Genomic DNA, 24,213 nt, shown 5'->3' with positions numbered 1-24,213 from the left:
CTGAATGGATCTGGGTCAGAACGCGACGTTGTCGCGGCCCTTCAATTGCAGCGTTTCGCGCGCCTCGTCGGGCGTGGCAATCTGTAGCGAAAGGTCTTCCAGGATGCGGCGGATGCGCCGCACCTGGTCCGCATTCGAGCGCGCCAATTCTCCCGGCCCGTCCCAAAGCGAGTCCTCCAGGCCCACGCGCACGTTGCCGCCCAGGGTGGCCGCCATGGTCGCCAGCGGCGTCTGCTTGCGTCCGGCGGCCAGCACCGACCAGATGTAGTCGTCGCCGAACAGGCGGTCCGCGGTGCGCTTCATCATCATTACGTCTTCGGGATGCGTGCCGATGCCGCCGCGTATGCCGAACACGGACTGGATCAGGAAGGGCGGCTTGAGCAGCTTGCGGTCGACGAAATGCGCCGCCGTATACAGGTGCCCGATGTCGTAGCACTCGATCTCGAAGCGCGTGCCGTTGTCGCCGCACGAGGTCAGGATGCGCTCGATGTCCTTGAAGGTGTTCTTGAAGATCAGGTCATTGCTGCCTTCGAGATACGGACGTTCCCAGGCGTGCTTGAACTCCTTGAATCGCTCCAGCAGTTCATACATGCCGAAGTTCATCGAACCCATGTTCAGCGAGGCCACCTCGGGCTTGAATTGCAGCGCGGGCGCCATGCGGTCGGCAAGCGGCAGCACGGGCGAGCCGCCCGTGGTGATGTTGATCACCACGTCCGAAGCGTTCTTGATGCGGGGCAGGAACTGCGCATACAGCGCGGGGTCCTGGGTAGGCTGCCCGGTATCGGGCTGGCGCGCATGCAGATGCACGATGGCGGCGCCGGCCTTGGCCGCATCCAACGCGGACTGCGCGATCTCATCGGGCGTGACGGGCAGATGGGGCGACATCGACGGCGTATGGACCGATCCGGTGATGGCGCAGGTAATGATGACCTTGTTCCTGGACTTTTTCATGGGCCTCGGGCTGCGCGCTTGCGCATGCGTTCTTGATGGTTTTCATGGCCCCGGTTGTCTCCTCCGGGTGTGGGCCATTCTGTCCCACGCCCGCGGCCCGTGTCACCTGAACAGAAATAATCAATTGATAGGATTTCCGGTGCTGCGGTGCAGCGACGCTGGACGCCAGCGCTGCGCGCCAGCCCTGACAGGACTACAATTTGCCTATGCCGGAACGCCCGTTCCGACGGCCATCCGATCACGCAGAAGCCGCCTCCCATGCTTGATATCCAGACCCTCCGCCCGCTGCGGGCCATGCAGCCCGGGCGCGGCCAGATCCGCCTGATGCAGGTGCCGGCATGAGCTACGTCCTGGCAGTGGATCTGGGTGGCACGCGCTTTCGCGCCGCGTTGGTGGACGATCGCGGCGGCATCGCGCATTCGTGCTTCATCGAAAGTCCGGCGCGTGCCAGCCCCGCCGCTCATCCTGGCTGGGACGAGATCGACGCCGATGCCTGGTGGAACGGGCTGCAAGCCCTGACCGATGCGCTGGCGGCGCAGGCGGACGCCGCTTTCAGTGCGGTAGAGGCCATCGCGATCTGCGGCGTCACGCGCACGCAGGTCTTCATCGATGCGCACGGCGCTGCCATCCGGCCGGCGATCACCTGGCGCGATACGCGCGCGGCGGCGGACGTGGGCGCGTGGCTCGCGTCCATGCCGTCCTCCCATCCCGAGCATGGACAGATCAACGCCTTCCATCCCTGGGCGCGCGTGGCCTGGCTGTTGCACGCAGAGCCAGAGCACGCGGCGCGGGTGCGGCTGGTGCTGGAACCCAAGGATTATCTGAATTTCCGCCTGACCGGACGCACCGTGAGCGACACCGTGTCGATGGCGCGCCTGGCGGCGGCCGCCACGGCCGGACCGGACTGCGCCGACCTGCTGACGGCGGTGGGGGCCAATCCGGCCTGGGTACCGCGTCTGCTCGATCCGCTGGAGGTCGTCGGCGTCGTGCAAAAGGGTCTATCGGGCGCGTTGGCGCGTCTGTCGGGACGTCCTGTCGTGGCTTGCGCCAACGACACCTGGGCGGCCGTGGCCGGCCTGGGCGCACTGCGGCCGGGTTACGCCTACAACATCTCCGGCACCACCGAAGTTTTCGGCGCCGTGGGCGCCGAGCCGGTGCAGGCGCAAGGCCTGATGACGGTGGACTGGGGCGGCGGACATCATCAGATCGGCGGGCCAGGCCAGAATGGCGCGGATACGGTGGCGTGGCTCTTGCCGCTGCTGGGCCGCCTGGGCGACGAAGGCATGGCCGGGGTGGGCGAGGCCATGGACGCCTTGCTCGATGCGCCGCGCGATCCGCAACCGGCGCTGTTCCTGCCCTATCTGCAAGGCGAACGGGTGCCGTATTGGGATCCGCACCTGCGCGGCGCTTTTCTGGGCTTGAACCGTCGCCACGGCCCCGGCGACTTGGCCTGGGCCGTGCTGGAAGGCGTGGCCTTTCTCAACCGCATCGTGCTGGAGCGCGCCGAAAGCGCACTGGGCAGTCCTGTGGAAGAGATCCGCTTCGGCGGCGGCGCGGCGTCCAATGCCCAGTGGTGCCAGGTCAAGGCCGACATCTGCGAACGCGCTCTGGTGGTCGGCCAGGCCGAACAGCCCGGCGTACTGGGCGCGGCGGTCGCCGCCTGGACGGGCCTGGGACGCTACGGCAGCTTCGCGGCCGCCCAGGACGCGCTGGTGCGCGTGGCGCAACGCTATGAACCCCAGGCCGAGCGGGCGCACGCCTATCGCCGCATGTATCGCCAGTTCCGCGCCGCGGAAGCCGCGCTGGCGCCAGTATCGCGCGCGCTGGCCGGCATCGACATGGGCTGATGGCCCAGGTATAAACTACCTCGCCATCAGCGGGGCGCAGCGACGCGCCCACATAACAAGCAAAACGCAGCAAGGGTTGAGTCGATGCGCGGCATCCTGGAAAAGTACGGCACGGCAATCGCGGGATTGGTCCTGGTGGTTTTCTTCGCGTTGGCAGCCCCGAATTTCGCGGCGCCCAATAATCTTCTGAACATCGCCAAGGAAACCAGCTTCCTGGCCATCATTGCCATCGGCTTCACGCTGGCGCTGGTCACGGCCGAACTGGACCTGTCGGTGGCCGACGTCGCCAGCCTCGCGGCGGTCGTCACGGGCGCCCTGGTGCATACCGGCCAGCCGGTGCTCCTGGCCATAGGCGCGGGCCTGGGCGTAGGCCTGCTGTGCGGCCTCGTGAACGGCATCGCCGTCACGCGGCTGCGCGTGCCCTCGCTGATCGCGACGCTGGGCATGGCAGCCATGGCGCGCGGTTTCGCCTTCATGCTGACCGACGGCGTGTCCTATGTGGGCCGTTGGCCCGCCGCCTTCACCGACCTGGCGCGCGGCAAGCCCTTCGGCATTCCTGCCCTGGTGCTGTGGATGCTGGGCGCCGTGCTGCTGGCGTTCTTCCTGGTGAAATGGACCCGCACCGGGGCCCGCATGACCGCCACCGGCGAGGCCGGCGAATCCGCGCGGCTGGCCGGCATCAACATACGTGCCATGAAAAGCATAGGCCTGGCGCTTTCAGGCCTGTGCGCGGGGCTGGCGGCCGTGCTGCTCACGTCCAGCCTGTCTTCGGCCGCGCCGAATATGGCCGGCGACTACTTCCTGTACGCCATCGCCGCGGTGCTGCTGGGCATGACCATGTTCAACCCCGGCCATGCCAACATACCCGGCACGCTGGTCGCCGCGCTGATCCTCAAGGTGCTGGGCAACGGCCTGGTCCTCATGGGTGCGCCGTATTACGTGCAGGACATCGTTTTGGGCTTCATCATCATCGCGTCCGTCGCGGTGTCATCGGCCGTGCTGAAGAAAGCGGCCTTCAAATTCTGATCGGAAGGGGAAGAGAACCATGCGTAAATCCTTGATGCGCAATCTGCTGTTGGCCGCGTTTTCGGTGCCGGCCCTGGCCATGGGCGCGGCGGCGCACGCCTTCGACGTGGGCATCGTCGCGTTCCAGATGTCTTCGGAAACCCACGCGCGCGTCGCCAACGCCGCTGCCGAAGCCGCCCGCTCCAAGGGCTGGACCGTGACCCAGCTGAACGCCGAAGGCTCGCTGCCCAAGCTGGCCGAACAGCTCGACACCCTGGTCAACAAGAAGGTCGACGCCATCGTCATCGCCATGGGCAAGCCCGTGGAAACCGACGCGCAGCTGCAGGCCGCCAAGGAGAAGGGCATACCCGTCGTCGGCGTGATGTCCGGCGCCAGCCCCCACATGCTGTTCGACGTCGAGGTCAACGAATACGCCACTGGCGCCCAGTCCGTCCTCTATATGCTGGGCAAGATGGGCTACCAGGGCAACATTCTGTCCGCCCGCTTCGACGGCAACTCCGGCACCCGCATCCGCGGCAAGATGCTGGACGCCGTCCTGACCGAGAACACCGCCGTCAAGGACCTGGCCAAGTTCAGCATGGCCCGCACCCAGAGCTGGCGCGACGATGTGCGCAACGGCATGCAGGCGCTGCTGCTGCGCCATCAGGGCCAGTTCAAGGGTATCTGGGCCTCGTTCGACGGCCAGGCCTATGTCATCGACGATCTGTTGCAGGCCCAGGGCATGAAAAAAGGCGACATTACGCTCGTGTCCGTCGACGGCAGCCCGGAGACCTACCGCCGCATCGCCGATCCCAACAGTCTCATCACCGCGACCATGATGATTCCCTTCGAGCAGATGGGCACCAAGGCCATCTACGCCATCGACCGGATCGTCGTAAAGAAGGAACCCAGGGAAAGCATCGCCGCCGGGCCCTACCTCTTCATGGACTCCGTCCTGGTCGACGCCAGCAATGTCCAGAAATTCCTGCAACCCGCCAAGTAAGAGCCAAGAGCCATGACCGCCGCGTTGTCGCTACGCCAGATCAAGAAGTCGTATGGCGCCGTCGAAGCTCTGAAGGGCGTGGACCTGGACGTGCCCCAGGGCAAGGTCATGGCCATCTGCGGCGACAACGGCGCGGGCAAGTCCACGCTCATCCGCATCATCTCAGGCGCGCAGGAACCCAGCGCCGGCGCGATGAGCCTGAACGGGCAGCAGGTCGCGTTCGGATCGCCCCACGACGCCCTGGTGCAAGGCATCGCCACCATCTACCAGGATCTGGCGCTGGCTCCGCGCTTGTCGATCTGGGAAAACATCTTCATGGGCGCCGAACTGGTGCGGCGCGTGGGGCCGCTCAGCATCCTGGATAAACGCCGCATGGCCGAGGATGCGCGCGGCTACCTGCAACGCCTGTCCGTGCCCATCGATGACATGGACCGGCCCGTGGAGCGCATGTCCGGCGGCCAGCGCCAGGCCGTCGCCATCGCCCGCGCCCTGCGCTGGGACGCCCGCGTCGTCATCATGGATGAACCCACCGCCGCGCTGGGCGTCAAGGAAACGGCGCTGGTTCTGAACCTGGTGCGCAAGCTGCGCGAAGAGGGCCGCACTGTGATCCTCATCAGCCACAACATGGCCGACGTGGTGGCGCTGGCGGACAGGGTGGCGATCCTGAAGAGCGGAACCAAGGTCATCGAGCGCGACGTGGCCGGGCTGGATGCGGACGCGTTGGCGCATATGGTGATGACGGGCAAAGAGTAAGGCCGCGCTTGGCCCCAGCGGCCATGCGAATGAAAAAGGCCGCCGCCAGCGATAGACCCGGCGGCGGCCTTTTTTTCATGTGGCGGCAGAGTCAGACCGGCGCTTCATCCGCGTTATAGCTGAACAGCCATTCATAGCGTTCACGCACGCGCGTTTCGTTCCACTCGCGGTCCACGTAGTCGGCGGCGCCTTGCGCGTGTGCCAGTGCCGGATTGTGGAAGCGCCGAGCGTTCTCGGCCGAACCGCGCACCACGCGAGATGCCCGTTCCACGCGCGCCGCTTCGTAGCGTTTGAATGCCTGGGGAACATCGTCCGGCTGCGCCTCCAATGCGCGCGCCAGTACATAGCCGTCCTCGATTGCCATCGCCGCGCCCGAGGCCAGCATGGGCAGCGTCGGATGGCAGGCGTCTCCCAGCAGCGTCACGCGGCCCTGCGACCACTCAGGCAGCGGTTCGCGCAGCATCAGCGCCCATTTGTAGGGTTCGTCCAGCGCCTGGATCAGTGTCTGCACATCCTCATGCCAGCCCGCGAAATCCCGCGCGCATTCCGCTACGCTACCGCGCTCGGTCCAGGACTCCACCTGCCAATCGTCGCGCTCCAGGATGCCCACGAAGTTCACCAGTTTTCCCTGCCGCAGCGGATAGTGGATGACGTGGGCGCCCGGGCCTACCCAGTTGCAGGCATAGGGCTCGCGCAGATGCGCGGGCAACTTTTCGGCCGGGATCACGCCGCGCCAGGCGACGGTGCCAGAAAACGCCGCGGCGTCCGCGCCGAACAGCGCGGCGCGCACGCGCGAGTGCACGCCGTCGGCGCCGATGAGCGCCGCGCCTTCGATTTTTTCGCCCGACTCCAGTACGGCGGTGACGCCTGTGTCGTCCTGCGTGAACCTGGTGACCTTGGCGCCCAGCGTGATGGCTCGCGGGTCATTGGCCTGCACCGCCTGCGCCAGAATCCGGTGCAGGTCGGCGCGATAGATCGTCAGGTACGGATAACCATAGCGGGCCACCGATTCCGCACCCAGGTCGAACAGTGGCCAGGTTCGTCCGCTGGACCACAAGCGGATACGCTTTCCGGCCGTTGGGCGTGCGACCTCCGTCAGGGCGTGTTCCAGACCCAGTTGATACAGCACGCGGTTGGCGTTGGCGCTAAGTTGGATGCCCGCGCCGACTTCGCGCAGCTCCTGTGCCTGCTCCAGCACGCGCACGCGCAAGCCGCGCCGCTGCAGGGCCAGCGCGGCGGTCAGGCCGCCCAGGCCCGCGCCGGCGATGAGATATAGGGGGGAGGCGTTGTGAGACATATGTTGCGGGGGTGTGGGTTAGTCAGGCTTGATGCCGGCTTGCTTGACGACCTGGGTCCATTTGTCCAGGTCCGTGCGGATCGATTGCGCGAATTGCTCCGGCGTATCGCCCACAGGCTCCAGGCCCAGGTCGGCCAGCTGGCGCTTGACCTCGGGATCGCGCGCTGCGGCGGCCAGCGCCTTGGTCAGGCGTTCGATGACGGGCTGCGGCGTGTGGGCGGGCGCCATGAGACCGAACCAGGAATAGGCTTCGAAAGGTTTGCCCAGCACTTCAGCCACGGTGGGAACGTTGGGCAGTTGCGGGTAGCGCTGCGCGCCGGTAACGGCATAGGCGCGTAGCTTCTGCGCCGCGATCTGCGGATACAGCAGAGTCACCGTGTCGAACAACAGATCAACTTGGCCGCCCAGCACGTCGCTGAGCGCCGGCGCCCCGCCGCGGTAAGGAATGTGCAGAATGTCCACGTTCGCGCTGCGATCGAACAGTTCGGCCGTGAGATGTCCGACCGAACCCGTGCCGGCCGAGGCCACCGTCAGCGGCTGGCGCCGAGCAAGGTCGAGCAGCGCCTTGAGGTCAGCACTGGGCAGGGCGGGTCGGCTCACCAGGATTAGCGGGCCGCGCACCGCCATGCCGATGGGGGTGAAGGAGGCGATGGGGTCATAGTCCAGCTTGGGATAGAGCGCGGGCGCCACCACCATGCTGCTGGTGCCGCCCCATAGCAGCGTGTAGCCGTCAGGCTGTTCGCGCGTTACCGACGTGGTGCCCACCGAGCCGCTCGCGCCTGCACGGTTCTCCACGATGACCGGTTGGCCCAGCTGTTCGGCCATGGTCTTGCTGAAGAGGCGCGCGCTCGTGTCGGTCGGGCCACCGGGCGGAAATGGCACCACTAGCCGGATCGGCTTCTCGGGGAAGTCCGCAGCCTGGACGGCGGGCGCCGGCGCAAGGGCCGCGCACGCGATGGCGAATGCCGAGGCAATTCGCAGGGGGAATCGGAACATGCTTGTCTCCTGTAGGCGCATTTGCGCTTTTGTTCTGGGCCCATCCGGACGGAAGGCAGCGCATTTCGCAATTGCAACGCAAACGGATAAACAAGTAAAACTGCGTTATCTTGTCTATTAACAAAGAAGTTTTATTAATTATCTGGTAGTCCACGCGTGAATTTCTCCCTGCGCCAACTGCGCGGCTTCCTTGCCGTAGCCGAACATGCCAGCTTCACCAAGGCCGCGGCCCAACTGCACCTGACGCAGGCCGGCCTGAGCGCCATGGTGCGCGAATTCGAACAGAGCATAGGCAGCCGCCTGTTCGAACGCAGCACCCGCGCCGTGTTGCTCACCGATGCGGGACGAACGCTCCTGCCCGTCGCCCAGCGCATGGTCGATGAACTGGGCGGCACGCTGCGTCAACTGGCCGCCGCCAGTACGCCGCAGGCGCGCGTGCTGCGCGTGGGCGTCACCCCGCTCATCGCCAGCAGCATCCTGCCGCAGGTGCTGCGCGCCTGCTCGGCAGCACAGCCGGAATGGCGTGTCGAAGTGGCCGACATGGACCGCAGCCTGATCCAACAGGGTGTCGAAGACGGAACCCTGGACGCCGGTTTCGGCGCCTTCTTCCAGAAGGCGGCTGGCCTGCGCCGCCGCGGGTTGTTCCCCGCCGAACTGGTGCTGGCGCAATCGGCCGAACATATCGCCCGGACCCGCCGCGCTCCCTTGCCCTGGCAGCGGCTCGATCCCGCCAGTCTCATCGTGCTGCCTTCCAGCAACCCCATCCAGCAACTGATAGACCGGCACGTTCCTCGCATGCCCGATGTCGCGAACCTCCCGCCGCGCCGCGTCTACAGCCACCTGGAAACTATCCTGGCCATGGTCGAGTCCGGGCTGGGCCAAGCCGTCGTGCCCTCGTTTGCCGCCTTGACCGGCACGCGCTGGCGCGTGCAGCTCCGGGCCCTTACGCCCCGCGTCGCGCTGGACTACGCCATCGTCACCCGCAGTGGCCGCCGTGACAGCGCCGGATTGACCGCGTTCGTGGACTGCCTGAGAGCGGCGGCCCAGATGCGCGAGCCATAAAGAAAGCCGCCGCCAGTTGCCTGGCGGCGGCTTTCTTTGAGACTGCTGCTGGACTTAGTCCTTGCGGCTGGTCACTTCAACCAGGTGGTAGCCGAACTGGGTCTTCACCGGACCCTGGACCTCGCCGACCGGGGCGCTGAACACCACGGTGTCGAATTCCTTGACCATCTGGCCCGGACCGAACGTACCCAGGTTGCCGCCGTCGCGCGAGGACGGGCAGCTGGAGTTTTCCTTGGCCAGCTGAGCGAAGTCGGCGCCGTTCTCGATGGCGGTCTTCAGTTCGTTGGCCTTGGCTTCGGTGGAGACGAGGATGTGGCGGGCGGAGGCTTGTGCCATTTGGGGCTCCTTGCGGACTTGAATTGGGGAGGGGGAGAGTAACGCATTCAGCGGACTGGCGCTGGCTAGGCTAGGGTAACTCGCGGATGATGAACCACTGACGACTGTTGTGTATCCCTTCAATACAAGACGTCCGGGGGCCAGCGTTCCGGAAATTTTGTCACATATCGATCGGCCACTTTGGCCTATGAATATGCTTATACGGCAGGTTCCTCTGATCCAGCGTCGCCGACCCCGGCGCATCCGCAAAGATCACATGCCGCGCTACTTTCGAGAACGACGCCTGGAAATGCTGCGCCGACTTCACCACGATCAGCGCTTTCTCCTCCAGCCGGCACCCCAACTGCGTGAACACATCGATATCCATGGCCTGGGCCCGCACCGTGATCAGCACGATCTCGATACCATCTGCTTCGACCAGGGCGGAATTCCCCACGACAGCCGGCGATCCGGACAAGCCCGTCATGACCATGTCCGGCGTCAGCGCCTTGACCGTACACATCAAGTCCAGCGGTTCCCCTGACAGGGGGCTGATCTTGCCCCCGATGCGCAAGGGCAAGCGCGCGCCGACGCCAGCGCTGAAAGCGATGCGGACGGCGATGGGATCCCACATGGGGCCTATCGCCGCATTGCGCACGCCCCGTTCCAGCAGGCGGCGCAGCAGGAAGGTGGAGTCGCCCGCACCCCCGCCGCCGGGATTGTCAGCGGCATCGGCAATGACGACAGGCGTTGCGCCATATGCCAGAGCCTGGTCGATGGCTTCGTCCGGTTTGGGGTAGATGGGCGTCAACACTTCGCGCATGCCTATGAGCTCGTCGGCCAGGCGCCGCGCAAGCTCCTGGGCGGCTTGGGCATTGCCGTCGGCATAGACCAGCAGCTTCGTCCCCATGTCGGGTACGTCGCCCCAGGCGAAGCTGTGCACCACGGAAATGGAGAGTATGCCGTCGCTGCCTTCCAGCGCGCTGATGCGGTCGATATAGCTGCGCGCCGGTTCCTGTGGCGTGCGGATGGTGACGACCATCTCGCAGTCGGCCACGGCGGCAACCGGGGCGATGCGCCGATCGACGATTGCCGCGCAGAAGTCCACCAGTTCCAGCGCGCGTTCGCGGATGTCGGTGTGGGGATATTCCTTGTAGGCGACCAGCATGTCGGCGTTGGCGACCATGGCGTCCGACAGATGGCAATGCGGATCCAGCTCCGCGCCCACGACGACCTCGGGGCCGACGATGCCGCGGACGCGCGCCAGCAGATCGCCTTCGCAGTCTTCGTAGCCTTCGGCCACCATGGCTCCATGCAGGCCCAGCACCACCATGTCGACGGGCAAGGCCTGTCGCAGGTCGCGCAGCAGTTCATCGCGCAAAGTCTCGTAGGCATGGCGCGTAGTAATGCCGCCGGGTTGGGCGCCGGCGGCCATGCCTTCGATCACGGTCCAGCCGTGTTGCGCGCCGCGCTGGCGCGCTGCCCACAGAGGTCCGCTGAAGATGGTCATCTCGGGAGGATGGGTGCCTGCGGGGTAGTAGCCCCGGTCGGCAAAATCATCCAGCGAGGTGGGCAGCGGAGCGAACGTATTGGTCTCCGTGGACAGCGAACCGGTGAAAACGCGCATGGTACGAGTGCTTAGTCCGCGGTGGCGCCAGAGGCCTTGACGACGTCGGCGTACTTGGCGATTTCGGAAGCGACGTGCTGGCGCAGTTCTTCCGTCGTGCCGCCGCCGGGCGTGGCGACCATGCCGGCGAGCTTTTCCTGGATTTCCTTCTCTGCCAGGATCGCGTTGACTTCCTTGTTCAGCTTTTCCACGATGTCGGCGGGGGTGCCGGCAGGCGTGAACAGCGCGTACCAGGACGTCATCTCGTAACCCTTGACGGTGGCGTCGATGGTGGGGATCTCGGGCGCAAAGGGCTGGACGGTAGCGCTGGTGACGCCCAGTGCGCGCAGCTTGCCGCCCTGGATGAGCTGCATGACCGAAGGCGCGGTGTCGAACATCACCTGGATGCGGCCGGCCATCAGGTCGGTGAGGGCGGGCGCACTGCCCTTGTACTGCACGTGTTCCATTTCCACGCCCGTCATCATCTTGAACAGTTCAGCCGACAGGCGGGTCGACGAGCCTGCGCCGGACGAGGCGAAGAAAATGTTCTTGGGGTTGGCCTTGGCGTAGGTGATGAACTCCTGCACCGTCTTGGCCGGCACGGTGTTGTTCACCACCATGATGTTGGGAAAGCGCGTCAGCAGCGCCACCGGCGCGAAGTCCTTCTGGAAGTCGAAGGACAGTTCCTTGTACAGCGACACGTTGATGGTGCTGGCGTTCGAGCCCAGCAGGATGGTGTAGCCGTCGTTGGGCGAGCGCGCCACGGTCGCGGCGGCGATGTTGCTGGCGGCGCCGGGACGGTTCTCGACCACGAAGGTCTGGCCCAGCTTGTCCGACAGGCGGCCGGCGATCAGCCGCGCCACGGCGTCGGACGAGCCGCCCGGCGCGTAGCCGACCACGACCTTGACGGGCTTGCTCGGGTAGGCAGCTTCCGGCGAGGCGAAAGCGGCCTGTTGACTGAATACGCTCAGGGTTGCGGCAGCGAGGATCGAAGCGAAGAGTTTCATGCTTAAAGGCTCGAAATGGGCGTTACCTCGCATTGCCGCCGCCGCTGGCTTCCAGCTTGCGGCTCGCAACCGAGCGGATTTGAAAGTACGCGCATTATTCGCAATCGCAGGCCTGTAAATCAATGTAAGCTGCGAGGGAGTTTGTTGCCAAAAAGGCAACGATTTAGAGAAATCGTAGAAAAAGGGGACAAGCATGGACGGGGGGCTGAGCGCGCGGCGCCTGCAATACTTCTTCGAGGCGGTGACGACCGGATCGGTGCGCGGCGCCGCCGAGCGCCTGGGGGTGGAGCCTTCCATCGTCAGCCGTCAGATCCAGTTGCTGGAGACGGAGCTGGGCGTGGCGCTGCTGGAGCGCAAGGGCCGGGGCATCGTGCCCACCGACATGGCCTCGATTGTGATGGACCACTGCCGCGACCGGCAGGCCAGCGAGCAGGCCTTGCGGGCCCGGCTGGACGAGGTCAATGGTTTGCAACGCGGCGATATCCAGATCGTCACCAGCGAGGGCTTCGTCGATATCCTGATGAGCGGCGTGGTGGATGAATTCTGCCGGCAGCATCCTGGCGTGCGGGTTTCGCTGAAAGTGGCCGGCGCTTCCGACGCGGTGCGCGCCGTGGTGCACGACGACGCCCATATTGGCGTGGTGTTCGGCGCGCCGGCGGACCCCGGCATACGCGTGGTTCACACGCGCAACCATCCGTTGTGCGTGATCGCGTGGCCGGATCATCCGCTGGCGCGGCAGCGCAAGCGGCCGACGCTGAAGGACGTGGAGCGCTATCCGATTGCGCTGATGGGGCCGGGCTTCGGCTTGCGCCAGCTGATCGAGATGGCGGAACTATCGGAGAACATCGTGCTGTCGCCCAGCTTCATCGCCAACTCGGTGGTGACGCTCAAGCGCTATGTGGAAAGCCGCCTGGGGCTGACCTTCACGTCGGCGAACTCGGTGGTGAAGGAGGTGGCTCGGGGTGAGTTGGTGGCGCTGCGCACCACTAATCCCATCTTCGAGGCGGCGCAGACGCGCTTGATCGTGCGGGCGAATCGACCGTTGACCAGCGCGGCTAGAGGCATGCTGGAAAGAATCCAGGCATCGCCGCTGTTCCACGGCGCGAAGCCGTAGCGGGCGATGCCTGGCGTGGTCCTGCTGTGACTTTAACGCACCGGCCAGCCGTACATCAGCCCGCCATCGCGGTACGAAGCGTTCAGGCCGCGCGGCAGCTTCAGCGGGCTGCTGGGGCCGAGGTTCTTCTCGAAGCTCTCGCCGTAGTTGCCGATGTTCTTGATGATGTTGTAGGCCCACTTGTCGTCCACGCCCAGGTTCTTGCCCATGCCCGGCGTCACGCCCAGGAGGCGCTGCACGTTGGGGTTGGTGCTCTTGAGCATTTCGTCGACGTTCTTGGACGTGATGCCGTATTCCTCGGCTTCCAGCATGGCGAACATGGTCCAGCGCACGACGTTGAACCATTGTTCGTCGCCTTGGCGGACCATGGGGCCCAGCGGCTCCTTGGAGAAGTTCTCCGGCAGGATGTCGTACTTTTCCGGGTTCTCCAGGTTGCTGCGCGCCGCGGCCAGCTGCGACTTGTCGCCGGTGAAGGCGTCGCAACGGCCCACTGCGAAAGCGCGGATGATCTCGTCCAGGCGCTCGACGACCACGGGCTTGAAGACGATGTTCTGCGAGCGGAACCAGTCGGCCAGGTTCAGTTCGGTGGTGGTGCCGGGCTGCACGCAGACCGTGGCGCCGTCCAGCTCCTTGGCGCTTTTCACGTTCAGGGACTTGTTCACCATGATGCCCTGGCTGTCGTAGTAGTTCACGCCCACGCCGATCAGGCCCAGCGTGGTGTCGCGGGTCAGCGAGAGCGTGGTGTTGCGGGGCAGCACGTCGACTTCGCCGGACTGCAGGGCGGTGAAGCGTTGCAGCGCGCTGACCGCCATGATCTTGGCCTTGGAGGCGTCGCCGAACATCGTGATGGCCAGTGCGCGGCACAGGTCCACGTCCAGGCCGATCCAGCCGCCCTTGCTGTCGTTCACCGAGAAGCCGGCGACGCCGGTGGACACGCCGCATTGGACGAAGCCCTTGTTCTTGACCGCCTCGAAAGTCGCGCCAGCGTGGGCGGTCAAGGACGAAATGAGTAAGGCGGTGCCTGCCGCGGCCAGTTTGAGTGCTTTCATGGGTGTCTCCGCGCCATCCGGCGCATTTGTAGCGATCAGCCGAAGGCTGAGGTGCGGCGAATGGTAGCCAGCGGGCCGGGGCGGGAGTATCAGGGAATTCCCGTTAAATCCATGAGGCGGAATTTACGCGTCGCGAGCCGCCGGGAATAGCGCGGCATGCACGGCTTCAGGAGTGAAAGGCGCTTCGTAGAAGCGCAGCCCCGTCGCGTCGAATAGCGCATTGGCAATCGCCGCGGGGCCGGGAACCGACGCGGATTCGCCGGCGCCCATGGGCGGCTCGTCCTGGCGCGGCATCAACAGCACGTCGATGGCAGGCAGGTTCTTGAAGCCGATGATGGGGTATCCGCCCCATTCCCGGCAGGCCACGCCGGCGTCGTCGAAAACGACCTTCTCCAACAGGCTGCGGCTTAGCGTCTGATTGACGTTGCCATGGATCTGGTGGCGGACGCCGTCGGGATTGACGACCATGCCGGTATCCTGGCCGACGACGATGCGCTCGACCTCGATGCGCCCGCTTGCCGGATCCACGCTCAGGTCGATGACCCATGCGGCCCAGGCGGCGCCGAAACCGGGGAACTTGCTATGCACGTAGCGCGCATAGGCGACGCCCCGGCCATGCAAGCGGCCATCGGCGCCGGGGCGGCCCCGGCTGCCTGGCGTCATCGGGCGCCACTGCGCGCGGGCGGCCGTGGCTTGCAGCAACGCGATGGCGCGTGGATCCTCCAGATGGCGCAGTCGGTATTCGACAGGATCAGCGCCGGCCGCGTGCGCCAGTTCGTCGATCATGCACTCATGGGCAAAGGAGTTGGGCAGGGCCGACACCCCGCGCAACCACGATGCGCGTACCAGCGGCGCCATGTCGTGGCAGACGATGCGCCGGTTGGGATAACGATAGGGCGGCGCGGCCGTGCGGTCGCCCATTTCGAGCGTGCGAGGTTCGGCGGGAATGGCGCCAGTCAGCAGCAGGGCCAGCAATGGCGCGTCGTTGGAGGGGTAGCGGACGCCGAAGTCATAGGCCAGCAGTTCGCCGTCGGCATCGATCGCGGCGCTCACGTCCATCAATTGGCCTGTGCCCTTGGGTTCCCACTGATGTTCCTGTTCGCGCGTGAGCTGTACGCGGACCGGGGCGCCGACGGCGATCGACAGCAGCGCTGCGTCGGCGCAGACGTCGTCCGCGCAGTTGCGGCCATAGCAGCCCGCGGCCTCCAGGCGGATCAGGTCTATCCGATCCTCGCCCAGCTTGAGCAAGCGGTTCAAGTCGGCGCGCAGCATGTGGGGATTCTGCGTGCCGGTCCAGACCGTCAGGCGGCCGCCGCTGAAGTCGGCGACAGCGCAAGACGGGCCGATGGAGGCATGCATTTGATAGGGCCAGACATAGCTGCGGCGCAGATGCGTGGCGGCGCGGGCGCAGGCCGTATCGATGTCGCCTTCCTCGATCAGCGGCCGGGCCGTCGATGGATTGGCGCGGATGGCTTGCTCGAGATCATCCAGGCGCGGCGCGGGCGGAACAGGCTTCCAGCGTACTTTCAGCGCACGCATGGCGGCGATCGCCTGTTCCTCGCGATCCGCGACCACGCCGATGAAATCACCCTGCGCCACCACCTGCACGTGGCCCGGCAGGTGGGCGACGGAGTCGCGGTCCAGATCGGCCAGGCAACGGCCGATGAAGCTGCCGGCGTCACGCCCCGGATGGGGAGGGCGGATCACGCGGCCATGGCGCATGCCGGGCACGCGCACGTCGTGCACGAAGCTGAGTTCGCCGGTGGCCTTGGCGGGAATGTCGACGCGGGCGACGCCCTGTCCCACGATCTTGTATTCGTGGGCGGGCTTGAGGCGGACCTCCTGGTCAGGGGGCGCCAGGAGCAGCCGTATGTGCTGGCCGCGCAGCAGCTGTCCATAGTACAGCTGCCGCGGGTCGTTGGCGTCGGCGGGCTGGATGACGCCCTCGCGCACCCGCAAGGCATCGCGCGGGATGTCCCATTGCCGAGCCGCGAGCATCAGCAGATGTTCGCGGGCCTGGGCCGCGGCGCGTCGCAGCGGTACCGCCGATATCTGGATGCTGGCGCTGGCGATGGTGGGTCCCTGGTTCGGGGCGGCATTGGTGTGCCCCAGCACCATCTCCAGGCGCGACAAGGGAACCTCGAGTTCTTCCGCGACGATCTGGGCCAGCGAAGTGCGGATGCCGGTGCCCAGGTCCACGTGGCCGTTGAAGGCGAGCACGCGCCAGCCGGCGGACGCGGTGTCCTGGGATGGCTGGCCGCTGTCGCCCAGCAACGCAATGAAGATCTCCGGCGTAGCCTGGACATAGTCCGACGCGACACCGGGCTGGCCGGGCGCGGGGCGCGGCGGGGCCGTGGGTTCGCGCACGACCAGCAAGGCGTCGGTATGGGCGAGCAGCGCGCCAGGCATTTCTTCAGGTTGAGGCAGGTTCATGGGGCTGACAGAGTCCGGGCCGGTGGATGATTATGCCGGCATTACCGGACGCCAAGGGCAGGGCCGCCGTTCATGGTCGCGTGTTGGTTATCGCCTGGTCCATGGGCATGACGGCGGCGTACTTCTGCGCCATGTCGAACAGGTTGGCCTCGTGCGGCCCCAGCGCGCGGTCGCCGCAGCAATCGGACACGACCAGCGGCCGGAACCCCGCCTGCATGGCGTCCACCACGCTGGCCCGCACGCAGCCGCTGGTGACGCAGCCCGCAACCAGCAGGGTCTGAACGCCGCGCTGCGCCAGCCATGGCGCCAGCATGGTGCCGAAGAAGGCGGACGGGGTGCTCTTGCGCACCACATACTCGCCGGCGGCAGGGGCCAGTTCCGGCACGATGGCGCTGTTGTGGCTGTGTTCTTTCAGCGCCAGCATGGCCGGTACCTTCAGGCAGAAGATATTGCTGTCGGCATCGTCGTCCGAGAACACGATGCGGCTGTGCGCTACCGGCCAGCCTTGCGCGCGGGCGTGGGCCAACAGATGGCGCGTCTGCGAGATGGCTTCGGGGATGTTGCCGCCGCCCAGAACGGCCGGGTCGGCGAAGCCGTTGACGAAGTCGATGATCAGCAGCCCATAGGGGGCTTTGAGCGGCAGCGGAGTGCCGAAACCCTGCCGCGCATAAGTGGAGATGTCGCCGGCTGTGTCATCGATGCGGGCGGGTTGCTGGGGCGCGTTCATTTGAGCTCTCCTCGGCGCGCAGCGCGGGCCAGTCCCGGTGCATCCTGCACGACTCCGTTAATTACGACTGGCTGGCCGTCCAGGGCGACGCTGCAGCGGCGCATCGGGATGTCGATGTGGCAGGCGGTAGTACGGCTGCCGCCAGCTTCGTTGTTGGGGCCCATGGACCACAGGAAATTGCCTTCGAAGGCGCGGGCGTCCATGCCGATATGGGCTTCCTTGTTGTAGTGGGCCAGCATGGACCACTGGGCGCGCGGCTGCAGGCCCCAGCCTATGTGGGATACGGCATAGGCCTCGGGATCTTCATACGCGGCCATGTATTCCTTGAGAATGTCGGCCTGCAGCCCGCCATTGATGCGGGTGACGTAGCCATTTTCGACCACGAGCTCGATCGGATCGGTCACGTAATCCTTCATAGGCAGCAGGATGTCTCCGCGGTCCAGTACTACGCGGCCTTGGCTATGGCCCTCGTTGGGCCAGGTCAGCACGAAGCCGCTGGGCCAATGATCCCAACGGCCGGGCTGGTCCACGAAACCATATTCGGAAATGGCGGGGAAGTCGCCCAACTGGCAGCGCAGATCGGTGCCGGCCGCCGACGTGATGTGCATCTGGCGCGATGCTTCGATCAGGCGGGCGGCGGCCTGCACGCGGGCGCGGTCCGCCTCGTTCGGCACCAGCCGGCACAGCACTTCGGGCGGCTCGATCGCCAGCAGGATCTTGGTGCCGGTCTGCAGGATCTCGTGTTGTTCGGGGGAGAACAGCAGTGTCATCAGGTCCAGCACCAGGTCGCTGGCGGTCAGTGCCGCGATGGCCGCGGCATTGCCGGTAAGTGGCGTAGCGCCCAGATACGCCAGGGCGTCGCGGCTGATGGACTTGTCGGCGTTGACGGGCGGCAGGTCCAGCCGGGTGACGCGCGCGCCCATGTCGGTGGCTGCGGCGATGGCGCAACGCAGGGTCTGCGGATGTGTGTCGGCGCCGGTAAGCACGGTGACAATCTGGCCGGCTTCCAGCCGGGAGAGGGTGAGCACCTGTTTCCAGGCATGGATCAGATCGGTATCGCTGACGGACATGAGGGTTCCTTGGAGCGGCTGAATGGGGGGGCGTGCAGGTCCCGTGCGCGGTATCAGTCCACGGCGTGGCCAAGGAAATCGCCGAAGGCGGCGTAGAAGCCGGCTTCGTTGTCCCACGGAATCATGTGGCCGGCGCCCGACACCCGGACGTGCTGCGTCTGCGGCGCCAGGCCTTGCCATTCGGCGACGTCCTCATCGCTCACGACGCCGCCCCGTTCGGCGGTCATCAGCAGCAGGGGCAAGGCGATGCCAGGCAGGTCGGCGTGTATGTCGTCGCGGCCGAAATCCTCGAAGCTCTGGACGATGGCGGGTTCATGGCAGGTGTGCAGCCACTGGGCGCGCAACTGGCGTTGCGGTTCGGTCCAGGTCGGGCAGAACGCCCGCATGTCTTCGGCGGTCATGCCGCGCGCCGCTTGCCGGATGGAGTCCACGTACCACGCCAGGTTGGCGGGGTAGGCGCGGCGGCCCGGGCCCGAGACGGGCGGGTCGACGATGACCAGGCGCGCCAGCCCCTGCGGCGTCTTGCCCGCGGCGCGCACGGCGATGCGGCCGCCCATGGAATGGCCGACCAGCGCATAGCGCTCCAGTCCCAGCGCCTGCGCGAACGCCGTCACGTCGGCCGCTTGCGCGTCCAGGCCATAGTCCAGGTCAGGCCCGGACGCCGACAGCCCGCGTCCGCGCACGTCCAGCACATAGGTGTCGAATTGGCGGCCCAGGCGTTCGGCCACGAAGCCCCAGGTGACGGCGGGGCTGGTGATGCCGGGAATGATGATGACCGCGAGGCGTTCGGCGCGTTCGCCCTCAGGGCCGCCATAGCGCAGGTAGTGCTGGCGGATGCCATTCGCATGGACCTGGCCGCCGTAGAGATAGGTGCTGGAGTTCGTCGTCATGGGGGTGCCTTGAGAATCGGACCTAGGGTTTCCGATAAATTCAAAATAAAGTGTATACGCTCTATTCTTGCAAAGAGTGAGGCCGGTAGCCAACCTGGTTTTAGTAGTGGTTTTCACCTAATAAGGTGAAAAATATACGATATTTTTGATTTCGATTTTCGGAATTGCGAGCAAGTTGAAATTCTTGATATCAAAAAATGAAGTGTGTACTTCATAAATTTTCAACTCCAGCGCCTGGCGGCAGCATCTTCGTAAGCCGGCCGGCAACGCGTTCGCGCAATCACTTGTCCAGTCATTCATCATTCAGCAAGGAGTAGCCCCCGTGTCCAAATCCCCTCGTATCGCCATTGTTGGCGCCGGTCTTGGCGGCGCCGCAACCGCTGCGCTGCTGCTCAAGGAAGGACTGAACGTCCGTGTCTACGAGCAGGCGTCGGGGTTTTCGCGGCTAGGGGCTGGCATCCATGTGGGGCCGAACGTCATGAAGATCCTGCGGCGGATCGGCGTCGAAGATGCGCTGAATGCCCAAGGCTCCCACCCGGACTACTGGTATAGCCGCCATTGGGAGACGGGCGATATCCTGGCGCAGATCCCGCTGGGCGACTACGCCGTCAAGAACTACGGCGCGTCCTATCTCACCGTGCATCGGGGCGACTTCCACGCGCTGCTGATCGATGCCTTGCCGAAAAGCGCCGTCGCCTACGGCAAATCGCTGACCAAAGTCGAGGACCGGGGCGATGTGGTGGTGATGCACTTTGCCGACGGTACGTCCGAAGAGGCCGATATCGTGATCGGCGCCGACGGCGTGAACTCCCGCATCCGCGAAGAGTTGCTGGGGCCGGAACTGCCTAAGTACGCGGGCTATCTGGCGCACCGCGCGGTGTTCCCCACGCCGCCGGTCAAGAACGGCATGCTGCCCTTCGATTCCTGCGTCAAGTGGTGGAGCGACGACCGCCACATGATGGTCTATTTCGTGACAGGAAAGGCCGACGAGCTCTATTACGTGACCGGCGTGCCGGTAGAACACTGGGACTTGAACGACCGCTGGCTGCCCAGCAGCAAGGATGAAATGCGCGAGGCTTTCAACGGCTGGCATCCCACGGTGCAGGCGCTGATCGACGCCACCGTCGAAGTGACCAAATGGTCGTTGCTGGAACGCGATCCGCTGCCGCTGTGGAGCCGCGGGCGCATGGTGCTGTTGGGCGACGCCTGCCATCCGATGAAGCCGCACATGGCGCAGGGCGCAGCCATGGCGATCGAGGACGGCGCAATGCTGGCGCGCTGCTTCCGGGAAGTAGGCGTAGATAAGCATGAACTGGCGTTTGCACTGTATGAGGCGAACCGCGCGGAACGCGCCAGCAAGGTGCAGCGCATTTCGCACGACAACACCTGGCTGCGCACCAATGAAGACCCTTCGTGGTGCTTCGGCTATGACGTGTTCAACGAACCGTTGGTCGAACCCAAGGCGCGAGCCGTGGCGTAAGGGTTTGCGCTGCGTGGGGAAAAATGGACTTGATCCCCGGCCTGCGTAGCGGCAACCTTCCTACCTTTCAAACTCAGCCACGTGCCACGCCCATGGGATCCACCGTCTATCCAAGCAGCGCCCCGCAGCCGATCCGCCTGATGGTGAATGGATGCGCGTACGATGTGCCGGCTGCGCCCGGCACGGCGCTGCTGCACGTGCTGCGCAATGATCTCGAACTCAATGGCCCGAAGTACGGCTGTGGCCTGGGTGAGTGCGGGGCCTGCACGGTGTTGATAGATGGCGTGGCGGCGCGGTCCTGCGTGATTCCGGTCAAGGCCGCGCTTGGGCGTGCGATCACCACGCTGGAGGGCCTGGGTACGCGGCAACGGCCCGGGCCAACCCAGCAAGCCTTCATCGAGTGTCAGGCGGCGCAATGCGGTTACTGCCTGAACGGGATGATCATGACGGTGGAGGCGCTGCTGCGGCGCAATCCCTGCCCCACTGAAGCAGCATTGCGCAGCGAGTTGCACCACAACCTGTGCCGCTGCGGCACCCATGTAGAGATCATGCAGGCGGCCGTGCGCGCCGTGCAATTGCGCACGGCTGGCGTCGCGGACGATCCCGCCCCATGAGCGCGCACGTTTTCGGGGCCCCGCCGGCAAATGGCGGCCTGCCGACGGTTTTGCCCACCGACGTATTGCATGGCATTGCGCTGCGGCCGCCTGAACTGGCGTGGGACGGCCTGCGCTACCGCGGGAGCCGGCTGCTGAGCGCGAGACTGGCAGAGGCCGGAGCCCTGGCTGGCGTGGTGGCGACGACGCAGCGTGCGCAGTTCATCGGCGTGGTTGCGGTGACCCTGCTGTATGCCCGGCAAGCCGCGGCAGAGTTGGCCCCCGTGTGGCAATCGGCTGATGCGGGCGAGACAACACGCATGTCCATGTCCGGCTCGGAGCAGATCCGTTACGGCTTGCGCCTGCCGTCGGCCGAGCCGCAAGCCGGCGTTCGCGTCACGGCTTGGAGCGTCGATGGGTATGCAGGCGTATGGCTGCCGGCGTGTGCGCCTGGCGTGCAGCATATTCTGCGGCGTGAGCTCGCGGCCTTGCTACAGCTGCCCGAGGCGGCGATACGGCTGAACATTGTTGACGCCAATGGTGCGACCGCAGTCCACCAGAACATGCCGCATCCGCTGGATCTGATGGATGCGGCTGCAGACGCTGCCTTGCTGTCGCAGGCCGTGGGCCGGCCTGTGTGCGTGGCCTGCCGCGCAGAGGCTGCGGACGAACTGGTGTTGCAAGTCCCTCAATCAGCGGTAGCGCCGGAACCTGCCTCGAACCCGCATGCAACGACGCCTGGCGTCGAGAGCACTCGCGATCAGCCCGCGATTCTTTGGGCGGACGCATCCTGGGCCATGCGCCCGAGCCTGGCGCGCTTGTTGAGCCAGCCCGGGCACGCGCGCGCGTCCGCCCAAGCGACGGTGCGCAGCGATTTCGCCGTGCAGGCCGGTACTCGGGCGGCGCTTCCCCTGCGCGCCAGCGTGGACGAATTGAATGCGGCGCAAGTGTTTGCCCAGGAAAGCCTGTGGCATGAGCAGGCTTTGGCCCGCGGCGAGGAACCGCTCGCGTGGCGCCTGCGGCATTTGCCCGAAGGACCGGGGCTCGAACTCGCGCGCCAGGTGGTGGAGCGGGCGGAGCTGTCCAGGGACGACAACGACGCGCCGCGCATCGGCGCGTTGCGCGGCACAGGCTTCGCCACGGCGCAGGTGCAGTGCGAGGACGAGACGGGCGCCGCGCGGACGGTATGGAGCGCCTGGGTGGCCGAGGTCACCGTACAGCCTCTTACCGGTCAGGTCGATGTGACGCGGGTGGTCGCCGGGCATGACAGCCAGCACTTGCAGCAGGCCCAAGGCGCGCCGATACGTGCGGCAATCGAGCATCAGACGCCCCGGCTGCTGGCCAATGCCCGTCGCCTGCTGGCGGGGCCGCCAGTCTTCGATGACTGGCGCAGTCCAGCGCTGGATGCCGAAGACGAACAGCACGGCGCATTGAGCCTATACGAAGGACACGATGGCCTGTCGCGCCGTGATGCAACCGAGGACGGCGTGTTGGTCCAGGGACAATTGGGCATGGATGGCGTGGTTACGCTGCCCGCCGCAGCCGCCATTGCCAACGCCATCCAGGACGCAACGGGCGTGCGCCTGCGGCAGGCGCCTTTCGATTCCGAGCAGTTGCGGCTGGCGCTCGCCAGCCGTCGCCGCGAGCGCATGCGCAATCCGCTGAGGCGCGGCTGGGTCTGGCTGGCGGCAGGCATGGCGGGCGTCGCCGGCATGGCCGCCGCGCTCTGGCCTGTCAAACCGGCGCTGCCGTTGACGGCCGGTCCCGACGTGTCGCTGTATTCGTCACGCGCGATCGAGCGCGGTCGCCTGGTGGCGGCGGCGGGCGATTGCATTGCCTGCCACACCGCGCCGGGCGGCAAGGCCAATGCCGGCGGCCTGGCGCTGGACACGCCATTCGGCACGATCTACACCACCAACATCACGCCTGACAACGAGACAGGCATCGGCCGGTGGTCATACACGGCGTTCGAGCGCGCCATGCGCCAAGGCGTGCATCAGGACGGGCGCCAGCTGTACCCGGCCTTTCCGTACACGGCCTACGCCAAGCTGAGCGACGCCGACATGCAGGCGCTGTACGGCTATCTGATGTCGCAGCCCGCCGTGCGCGCCGAGCCGCCAAAGACGCAGCTGGCCTTCCCCTTCAGTTTCCGTCCCTTGCTGGCAGGCTGGAATGCGTTGTTTCACGACGCCACGCCGTTCACGCCCGATGCGTCGCGCAGCGCGGAGTGGCTGCGGGGAGCCTATCTGGTGCAGGGGGCCGGACACTGCGCGGCATGCCACTCGCCGCGCAACCGCCTGGGGGCGGAAAAGACGGGCGTGCATTACCTGGCTGGCGGCGAGGCCGAGGGCTGGACCGCGCCGGCACTGAACCAATTGGCTGCGGGCTCGCGGGCCTGGACGGGAGAGGAACTGTTCCAGTATCTGCGTACGGGGTACTCGCCCCGCCACGGTGTGGCGGCGGGTCCGATGGCGCCGGTGATCCAGGGGTTGGCCGAGCTGCCGGACAGCGACGTAAGGGCCATCACCACGTATTTGCTGGATTTGCCGCAAGCGGCGGGCTCTGCCGGGGCCAAAGCTGCTGAGGCCTCGCCGGCTCCCGCGCCGGCCGCAGCCACGATCCAATCCCTACAGGGCCGGCGGGCAAACGGCGAACGCGTCTACCAAAACGCATGCGCGGTCTGCCACGAGGCAGGCAGCGGCCCGACGCTGTTTGGCGTGAAACCCCAATTGAACGCGAACACCAATCTGCACGCCGCTACGCCCGACAACCTGATCCAGGTGATTCTCAACGGCATCCAGAATCCGGCCAATGACGAGCTGGGCTACATGCCGGGATTCAAGGACAGCCTTGACGACAGACAGATCGCGGACCTGGTCGGCTATTTGCGGGAACGCCACGCGCCAGGGAAAGACGCCTGGCCAGACACGACGAACACGATTAGCAAGCTGCGCGAGCACGCGGAGCTGAACTAAAGGAAGCGCGGCCACAACGCGTGCGGCAGTTTGTGTTGAT

General features: G+C 66.0%; 20 protein-coding genes. 9 read left to right on the top strand and 11 right to left on the bottom strand.

Annotation, left to right across the window (positions count from 1 at the left end):
* Positions 1 to 15: 15 nt before the first annotated feature.
* Positions 16 to 951, bottom strand: a complete 936-nt coding sequence (kce, locus tag HV793_RS04110) for a 3,5-dioxohexanoate:acetyl-CoA acetone transferase (RefSeq protein WP_175212725.1) — start codon at positions 949 to 951, stop codon at positions 16 to 18.
* 338 nt (positions 952 to 1,289) lie between these two features.
* On the opposite strand from kce, the gene HV793_RS04105 reads away from it, so the two are divergent.
* From HV793_RS04105 to HV793_RS04090, 4 genes are all read left to right on the top strand, one after another.
* Positions 1,290 to 2,798, top strand: coding sequence for a xylulokinase (locus HV793_RS04105; protein WP_175212724.1), 1,509 nt, complete (start codon positions 1,290 to 1,292; stop codon positions 2,796 to 2,798).
* A gap of 84 nt (positions 2,799 to 2,882) precedes the next feature.
* A complete protein-coding gene (locus HV793_RS04100; RefSeq protein ID WP_054458851.1) occupies positions 2,883 to 3,824 on the top strand; it encodes an ABC transporter permease in 942 nt (313 codons plus the stop codon).
* A 19-nt stretch (positions 3,825 to 3,843) separates the two neighbouring features.
* Positions 3,844 to 4,806 carry a sugar ABC transporter substrate-binding protein gene (locus HV793_RS04095; protein WP_175212723.1) on the top strand — a complete coding sequence of 321 codons (963 nt, stop codon included), beginning with the start codon at positions 3,844 to 3,846 and terminating at the stop codon, positions 4,804 to 4,806.
* Between the two features lie 12 nt (positions 4,807 to 4,818).
* The gene (locus HV793_RS04090; RefSeq protein ID WP_054458855.1) at positions 4,819 to 5,559 is read left to right on the top strand and encodes an ATP-binding cassette domain-containing protein; all 741 of its coding nucleotides are present in this window, start codon (positions 4,819 to 4,821) and stop codon (positions 5,557 to 5,559) included.
* A 91-nt stretch (positions 5,560 to 5,650) separates the two neighbouring features.
* On the opposite strand, the gene HV793_RS04085 is transcribed toward HV793_RS04090, so the two are convergent.
* On the bottom strand, positions 5,651 to 6,856 hold the full coding sequence (locus HV793_RS04085) for an FAD-dependent monooxygenase (protein WP_054458857.1): 1,206 nt from the start codon (positions 6,854 to 6,856) through the stop codon (positions 5,651 to 5,653).
* Between the two features lie 18 nt (positions 6,857 to 6,874).
* Positions 6,875 to 7,852: a Bug family tripartite tricarboxylate transporter substrate binding protein gene (locus HV793_RS04080; RefSeq protein ID WP_175212722.1), complete on the bottom strand. Its 978-nt coding sequence runs from the start codon at positions 7,850 to 7,852 to the stop codon at positions 6,875 to 6,877.
* A gap of 156 nt (positions 7,853 to 8,008) precedes the next feature.
* Between HV793_RS04080 and HV793_RS04075 the strand changes: the two genes are divergently transcribed.
* Positions 8,009 to 8,914: a LysR family transcriptional regulator gene (locus HV793_RS04075; RefSeq protein ID WP_054458860.1), complete on the top strand. Its 906-nt coding sequence runs from the start codon at positions 8,009 to 8,011 to the stop codon at positions 8,912 to 8,914.
* Positions 8,915 to 8,968: 54 nt separating this feature from the next.
* Here the strand turns inward: HV793_RS04075 and HV793_RS04070 are convergent, their stop codons facing one another.
* The 3 genes from HV793_RS04070 to HV793_RS04060 form a co-directional block, all read right to left on the bottom strand.
* On the bottom strand, positions 8,969 to 9,250 hold the full coding sequence (locus HV793_RS04070) for a peptidylprolyl isomerase (RefSeq protein WP_006385706.1): 282 nt from the start codon (positions 9,248 to 9,250) through the stop codon (positions 8,969 to 8,971).
* Between the two features lie 160 nt (positions 9,251 to 9,410).
* On the bottom strand, positions 9,411 to 10,856 hold the full coding sequence (locus HV793_RS04065) for a M81 family metallopeptidase (protein WP_175212721.1): 1,446 nt from the start codon (positions 10,854 to 10,856) through the stop codon (positions 9,411 to 9,413).
* Between the two features lie 11 nt (positions 10,857 to 10,867).
* Complete coding sequence (locus HV793_RS04060) at positions 10,868 to 11,842, bottom strand: tripartite tricarboxylate transporter substrate binding protein (protein ID WP_175212720.1); 975 nt, start codon at positions 11,840 to 11,842, stop codon at positions 10,868 to 10,870.
* A 193-nt stretch (positions 11,843 to 12,035) separates the two neighbouring features.
* On the opposite strand from HV793_RS04060, the gene HV793_RS04055 reads away from it, so the two are divergent.
* Complete coding sequence (locus HV793_RS04055) at positions 12,036 to 12,956, top strand: LysR family transcriptional regulator (RefSeq protein ID WP_175212719.1); 921 nt, start codon at positions 12,036 to 12,038, stop codon at positions 12,954 to 12,956.
* Between the two features lie 32 nt (positions 12,957 to 12,988).
* On the opposite strand, the gene HV793_RS04050 is transcribed toward HV793_RS04055, so the two are convergent.
* The 5 genes from HV793_RS04050 to HV793_RS04030 all read right to left on the bottom strand — a co-directional run bounded on the left by HV793_RS04050 (position 12,989) and on the right by HV793_RS04030 (position 19,125).
* A complete protein-coding gene (locus HV793_RS04050; RefSeq protein ID WP_054458869.1) occupies positions 12,989 to 14,005 on the bottom strand; it encodes an amino acid ABC transporter substrate-binding protein in 1,017 nt (338 codons plus the stop codon).
* A 123-nt stretch (positions 14,006 to 14,128) separates the two neighbouring features.
* Entirely contained in the window at positions 14,129 to 16,438 is a 2,310-nt protein-coding gene (locus HV793_RS04045) for a xanthine dehydrogenase family protein molybdopterin-binding subunit (RefSeq protein ID WP_175212718.1), read from the bottom strand.
* 70 nt (positions 16,439 to 16,508) lie between these two features.
* A complete protein-coding gene (locus tag HV793_RS04040; RefSeq protein WP_175212717.1) occupies positions 16,509 to 17,165 on the bottom strand; it encodes an N-carbamoylsarcosine amidohydrolase in 657 nt (218 codons plus the stop codon).
* A complete protein-coding gene (locus HV793_RS04035; RefSeq protein ID WP_054458875.1) occupies positions 17,162 to 18,235 on the bottom strand; it encodes a 2,5-dihydroxypyridine 5,6-dioxygenase NicX family protein in 1,074 nt (357 codons plus the stop codon). Before HV793_RS04035 ends, HV793_RS04040 begins: the two co-directional genes overlap by 4 nt.
* Before the next feature lie 53 nt (positions 18,236 to 18,288).
* Positions 18,289 to 19,125 carry an alpha/beta fold hydrolase gene (locus HV793_RS04030; protein WP_175212716.1) on the bottom strand — a complete coding sequence of 279 codons (837 nt, stop codon included), beginning with the start codon at positions 19,123 to 19,125 and terminating at the stop codon, positions 18,289 to 18,291.
* 322 nt (positions 19,126 to 19,447) lie between these two features.
* On the opposite strand from HV793_RS04030, the gene HV793_RS04025 reads away from it, so the two are divergent.
* The 3 genes from HV793_RS04025 (at position 19,448) to HV793_RS04015 (ending at position 24,173) form a co-directional block, all read left to right on the top strand.
* Positions 19,448 to 20,605 (top strand): FAD-dependent monooxygenase, encoded by a 1,158-nt coding sequence (locus tag HV793_RS04025; protein ID WP_054458878.1) that lies wholly within the window; start codon positions 19,448 to 19,450, stop codon positions 20,603 to 20,605.
* A 92-nt stretch (positions 20,606 to 20,697) separates the two neighbouring features.
* The gene (locus HV793_RS04020) at positions 20,698 to 21,219 is read left to right on the top strand and encodes a (2Fe-2S)-binding protein (protein WP_175213152.1); all 522 of its coding nucleotides are present in this window, start codon (positions 20,698 to 20,700) and stop codon (positions 21,217 to 21,219) included.
* Positions 21,216 to 24,173: a c-type cytochrome gene (locus tag HV793_RS04015; protein ID WP_175212715.1), complete on the top strand. Its 2,958-nt coding sequence runs from the start codon at positions 21,216 to 21,218 to the stop codon at positions 24,171 to 24,173. Before HV793_RS04020 ends, HV793_RS04015 begins: the two co-directional genes overlap by 4 nt.
* Positions 24,174 to 24,213 lie beyond the last annotated feature (40 nt).

Origin of the sequence: Achromobacter aegrifaciens (assembly GCF_902859965.1) — a bacterium.
GTDB lineage: Bacteria > Pseudomonadota > Gammaproteobacteria > Burkholderiales > Burkholderiaceae_B > Achromobacter > Achromobacter aegrifaciens.
This window is presented reverse-complemented; position numbering and strand designations above follow the sequence as displayed.

Excerpts from the sequence above, each read along its gene's own strand:
- kce (WP_175212725.1), bottom strand. The coding sequence starts at position 951 with ATGAAAAAGTCCAGGAACAAGGTCATCATTACCTGCGCCATCACCGGA.
- HV793_RS04105 (WP_175212724.1), top strand. The coding sequence starts at position 1,290 with ATGAGCTACGTCCTGGCAGTGGATCTGGGTGGCACGCGCTTTCGCGCC.
- HV793_RS04100 (WP_054458851.1), top strand. The coding sequence starts at position 2,883 with ATGCGCGGCATCCTGGAAAAGTACGGCACGGCAATCGCGGGATTGGTC.
- HV793_RS04095 (WP_175212723.1), top strand. The coding sequence starts at position 3,844 with ATGCGTAAATCCTTGATGCGCAATCTGCTGTTGGCCGCGTTTTCGGTG.
- HV793_RS04090 (WP_054458855.1), top strand. The coding sequence starts at position 4,819 with ATGACCGCCGCGTTGTCGCTACGCCAGATCAAGAAGTCGTATGGCGCC.
- HV793_RS04085 (WP_054458857.1), bottom strand. The coding sequence starts at position 6,856 with ATGTCTCACAACGCCTCCCCCCTATATCTCATCGCCGGCGCGGGCCTG.
- HV793_RS04080 (WP_175212722.1), bottom strand. The coding sequence starts at position 7,852 with ATGTTCCGATTCCCCCTGCGAATTGCCTCGGCATTCGCCATCGCGTGC.
- HV793_RS04070 (WP_006385706.1), bottom strand. The coding sequence starts at position 9,250 with ATGGCACAAGCCTCCGCCCGCCACATCCTCGTCTCCACCGAAGCCAAG.
- HV793_RS04065 (WP_175212721.1), bottom strand. The coding sequence starts at position 10,856 with ATGCGCGTTTTCACCGGTTCGCTGTCCACGGAGACCAATACGTTCGCT.
- HV793_RS04060 (WP_175212720.1), bottom strand. The coding sequence starts at position 11,842 with ATGAAACTCTTCGCTTCGATCCTCGCTGCCGCAACCCTGAGCGTATTC.
- HV793_RS04055 (WP_175212719.1), top strand. The coding sequence starts at position 12,036 with ATGGACGGGGGGCTGAGCGCGCGGCGCCTGCAATACTTCTTCGAGGCG.
- HV793_RS04050 (WP_054458869.1), bottom strand. The coding sequence starts at position 14,005 with ATGAAAGCACTCAAACTGGCCGCGGCAGGCACCGCCTTACTCATTTCG.
- HV793_RS04045 (WP_175212718.1), bottom strand. The coding sequence starts at position 16,438 with ATGAACCTGCCTCAACCTGAAGAAATGCCTGGCGCGCTGCTCGCCCAT.
- HV793_RS04040 (WP_175212717.1), bottom strand. The coding sequence starts at position 17,165 with ATGAACGCGCCCCAGCAACCCGCCCGCATCGATGACACAGCCGGCGAC.
- HV793_RS04035 (WP_054458875.1), bottom strand. The coding sequence starts at position 18,235 with ATGTCCGTCAGCGATACCGATCTGATCCATGCCTGGAAACAGGTGCTC.
- HV793_RS04030 (WP_175212716.1), bottom strand. The coding sequence starts at position 19,125 with ATGACGACGAACTCCAGCACCTATCTCTACGGCGGCCAGGTCCATGCG.
- HV793_RS04020 (WP_175213152.1), top strand. The coding sequence starts at position 20,698 with ATGGGATCCACCGTCTATCCAAGCAGCGCCCCGCAGCCGATCCGCCTG.
- HV793_RS04015 (WP_175212715.1), top strand. The coding sequence starts at position 21,216 with ATGAGCGCGCACGTTTTCGGGGCCCCGCCGGCAAATGGCGGCCTGCCG.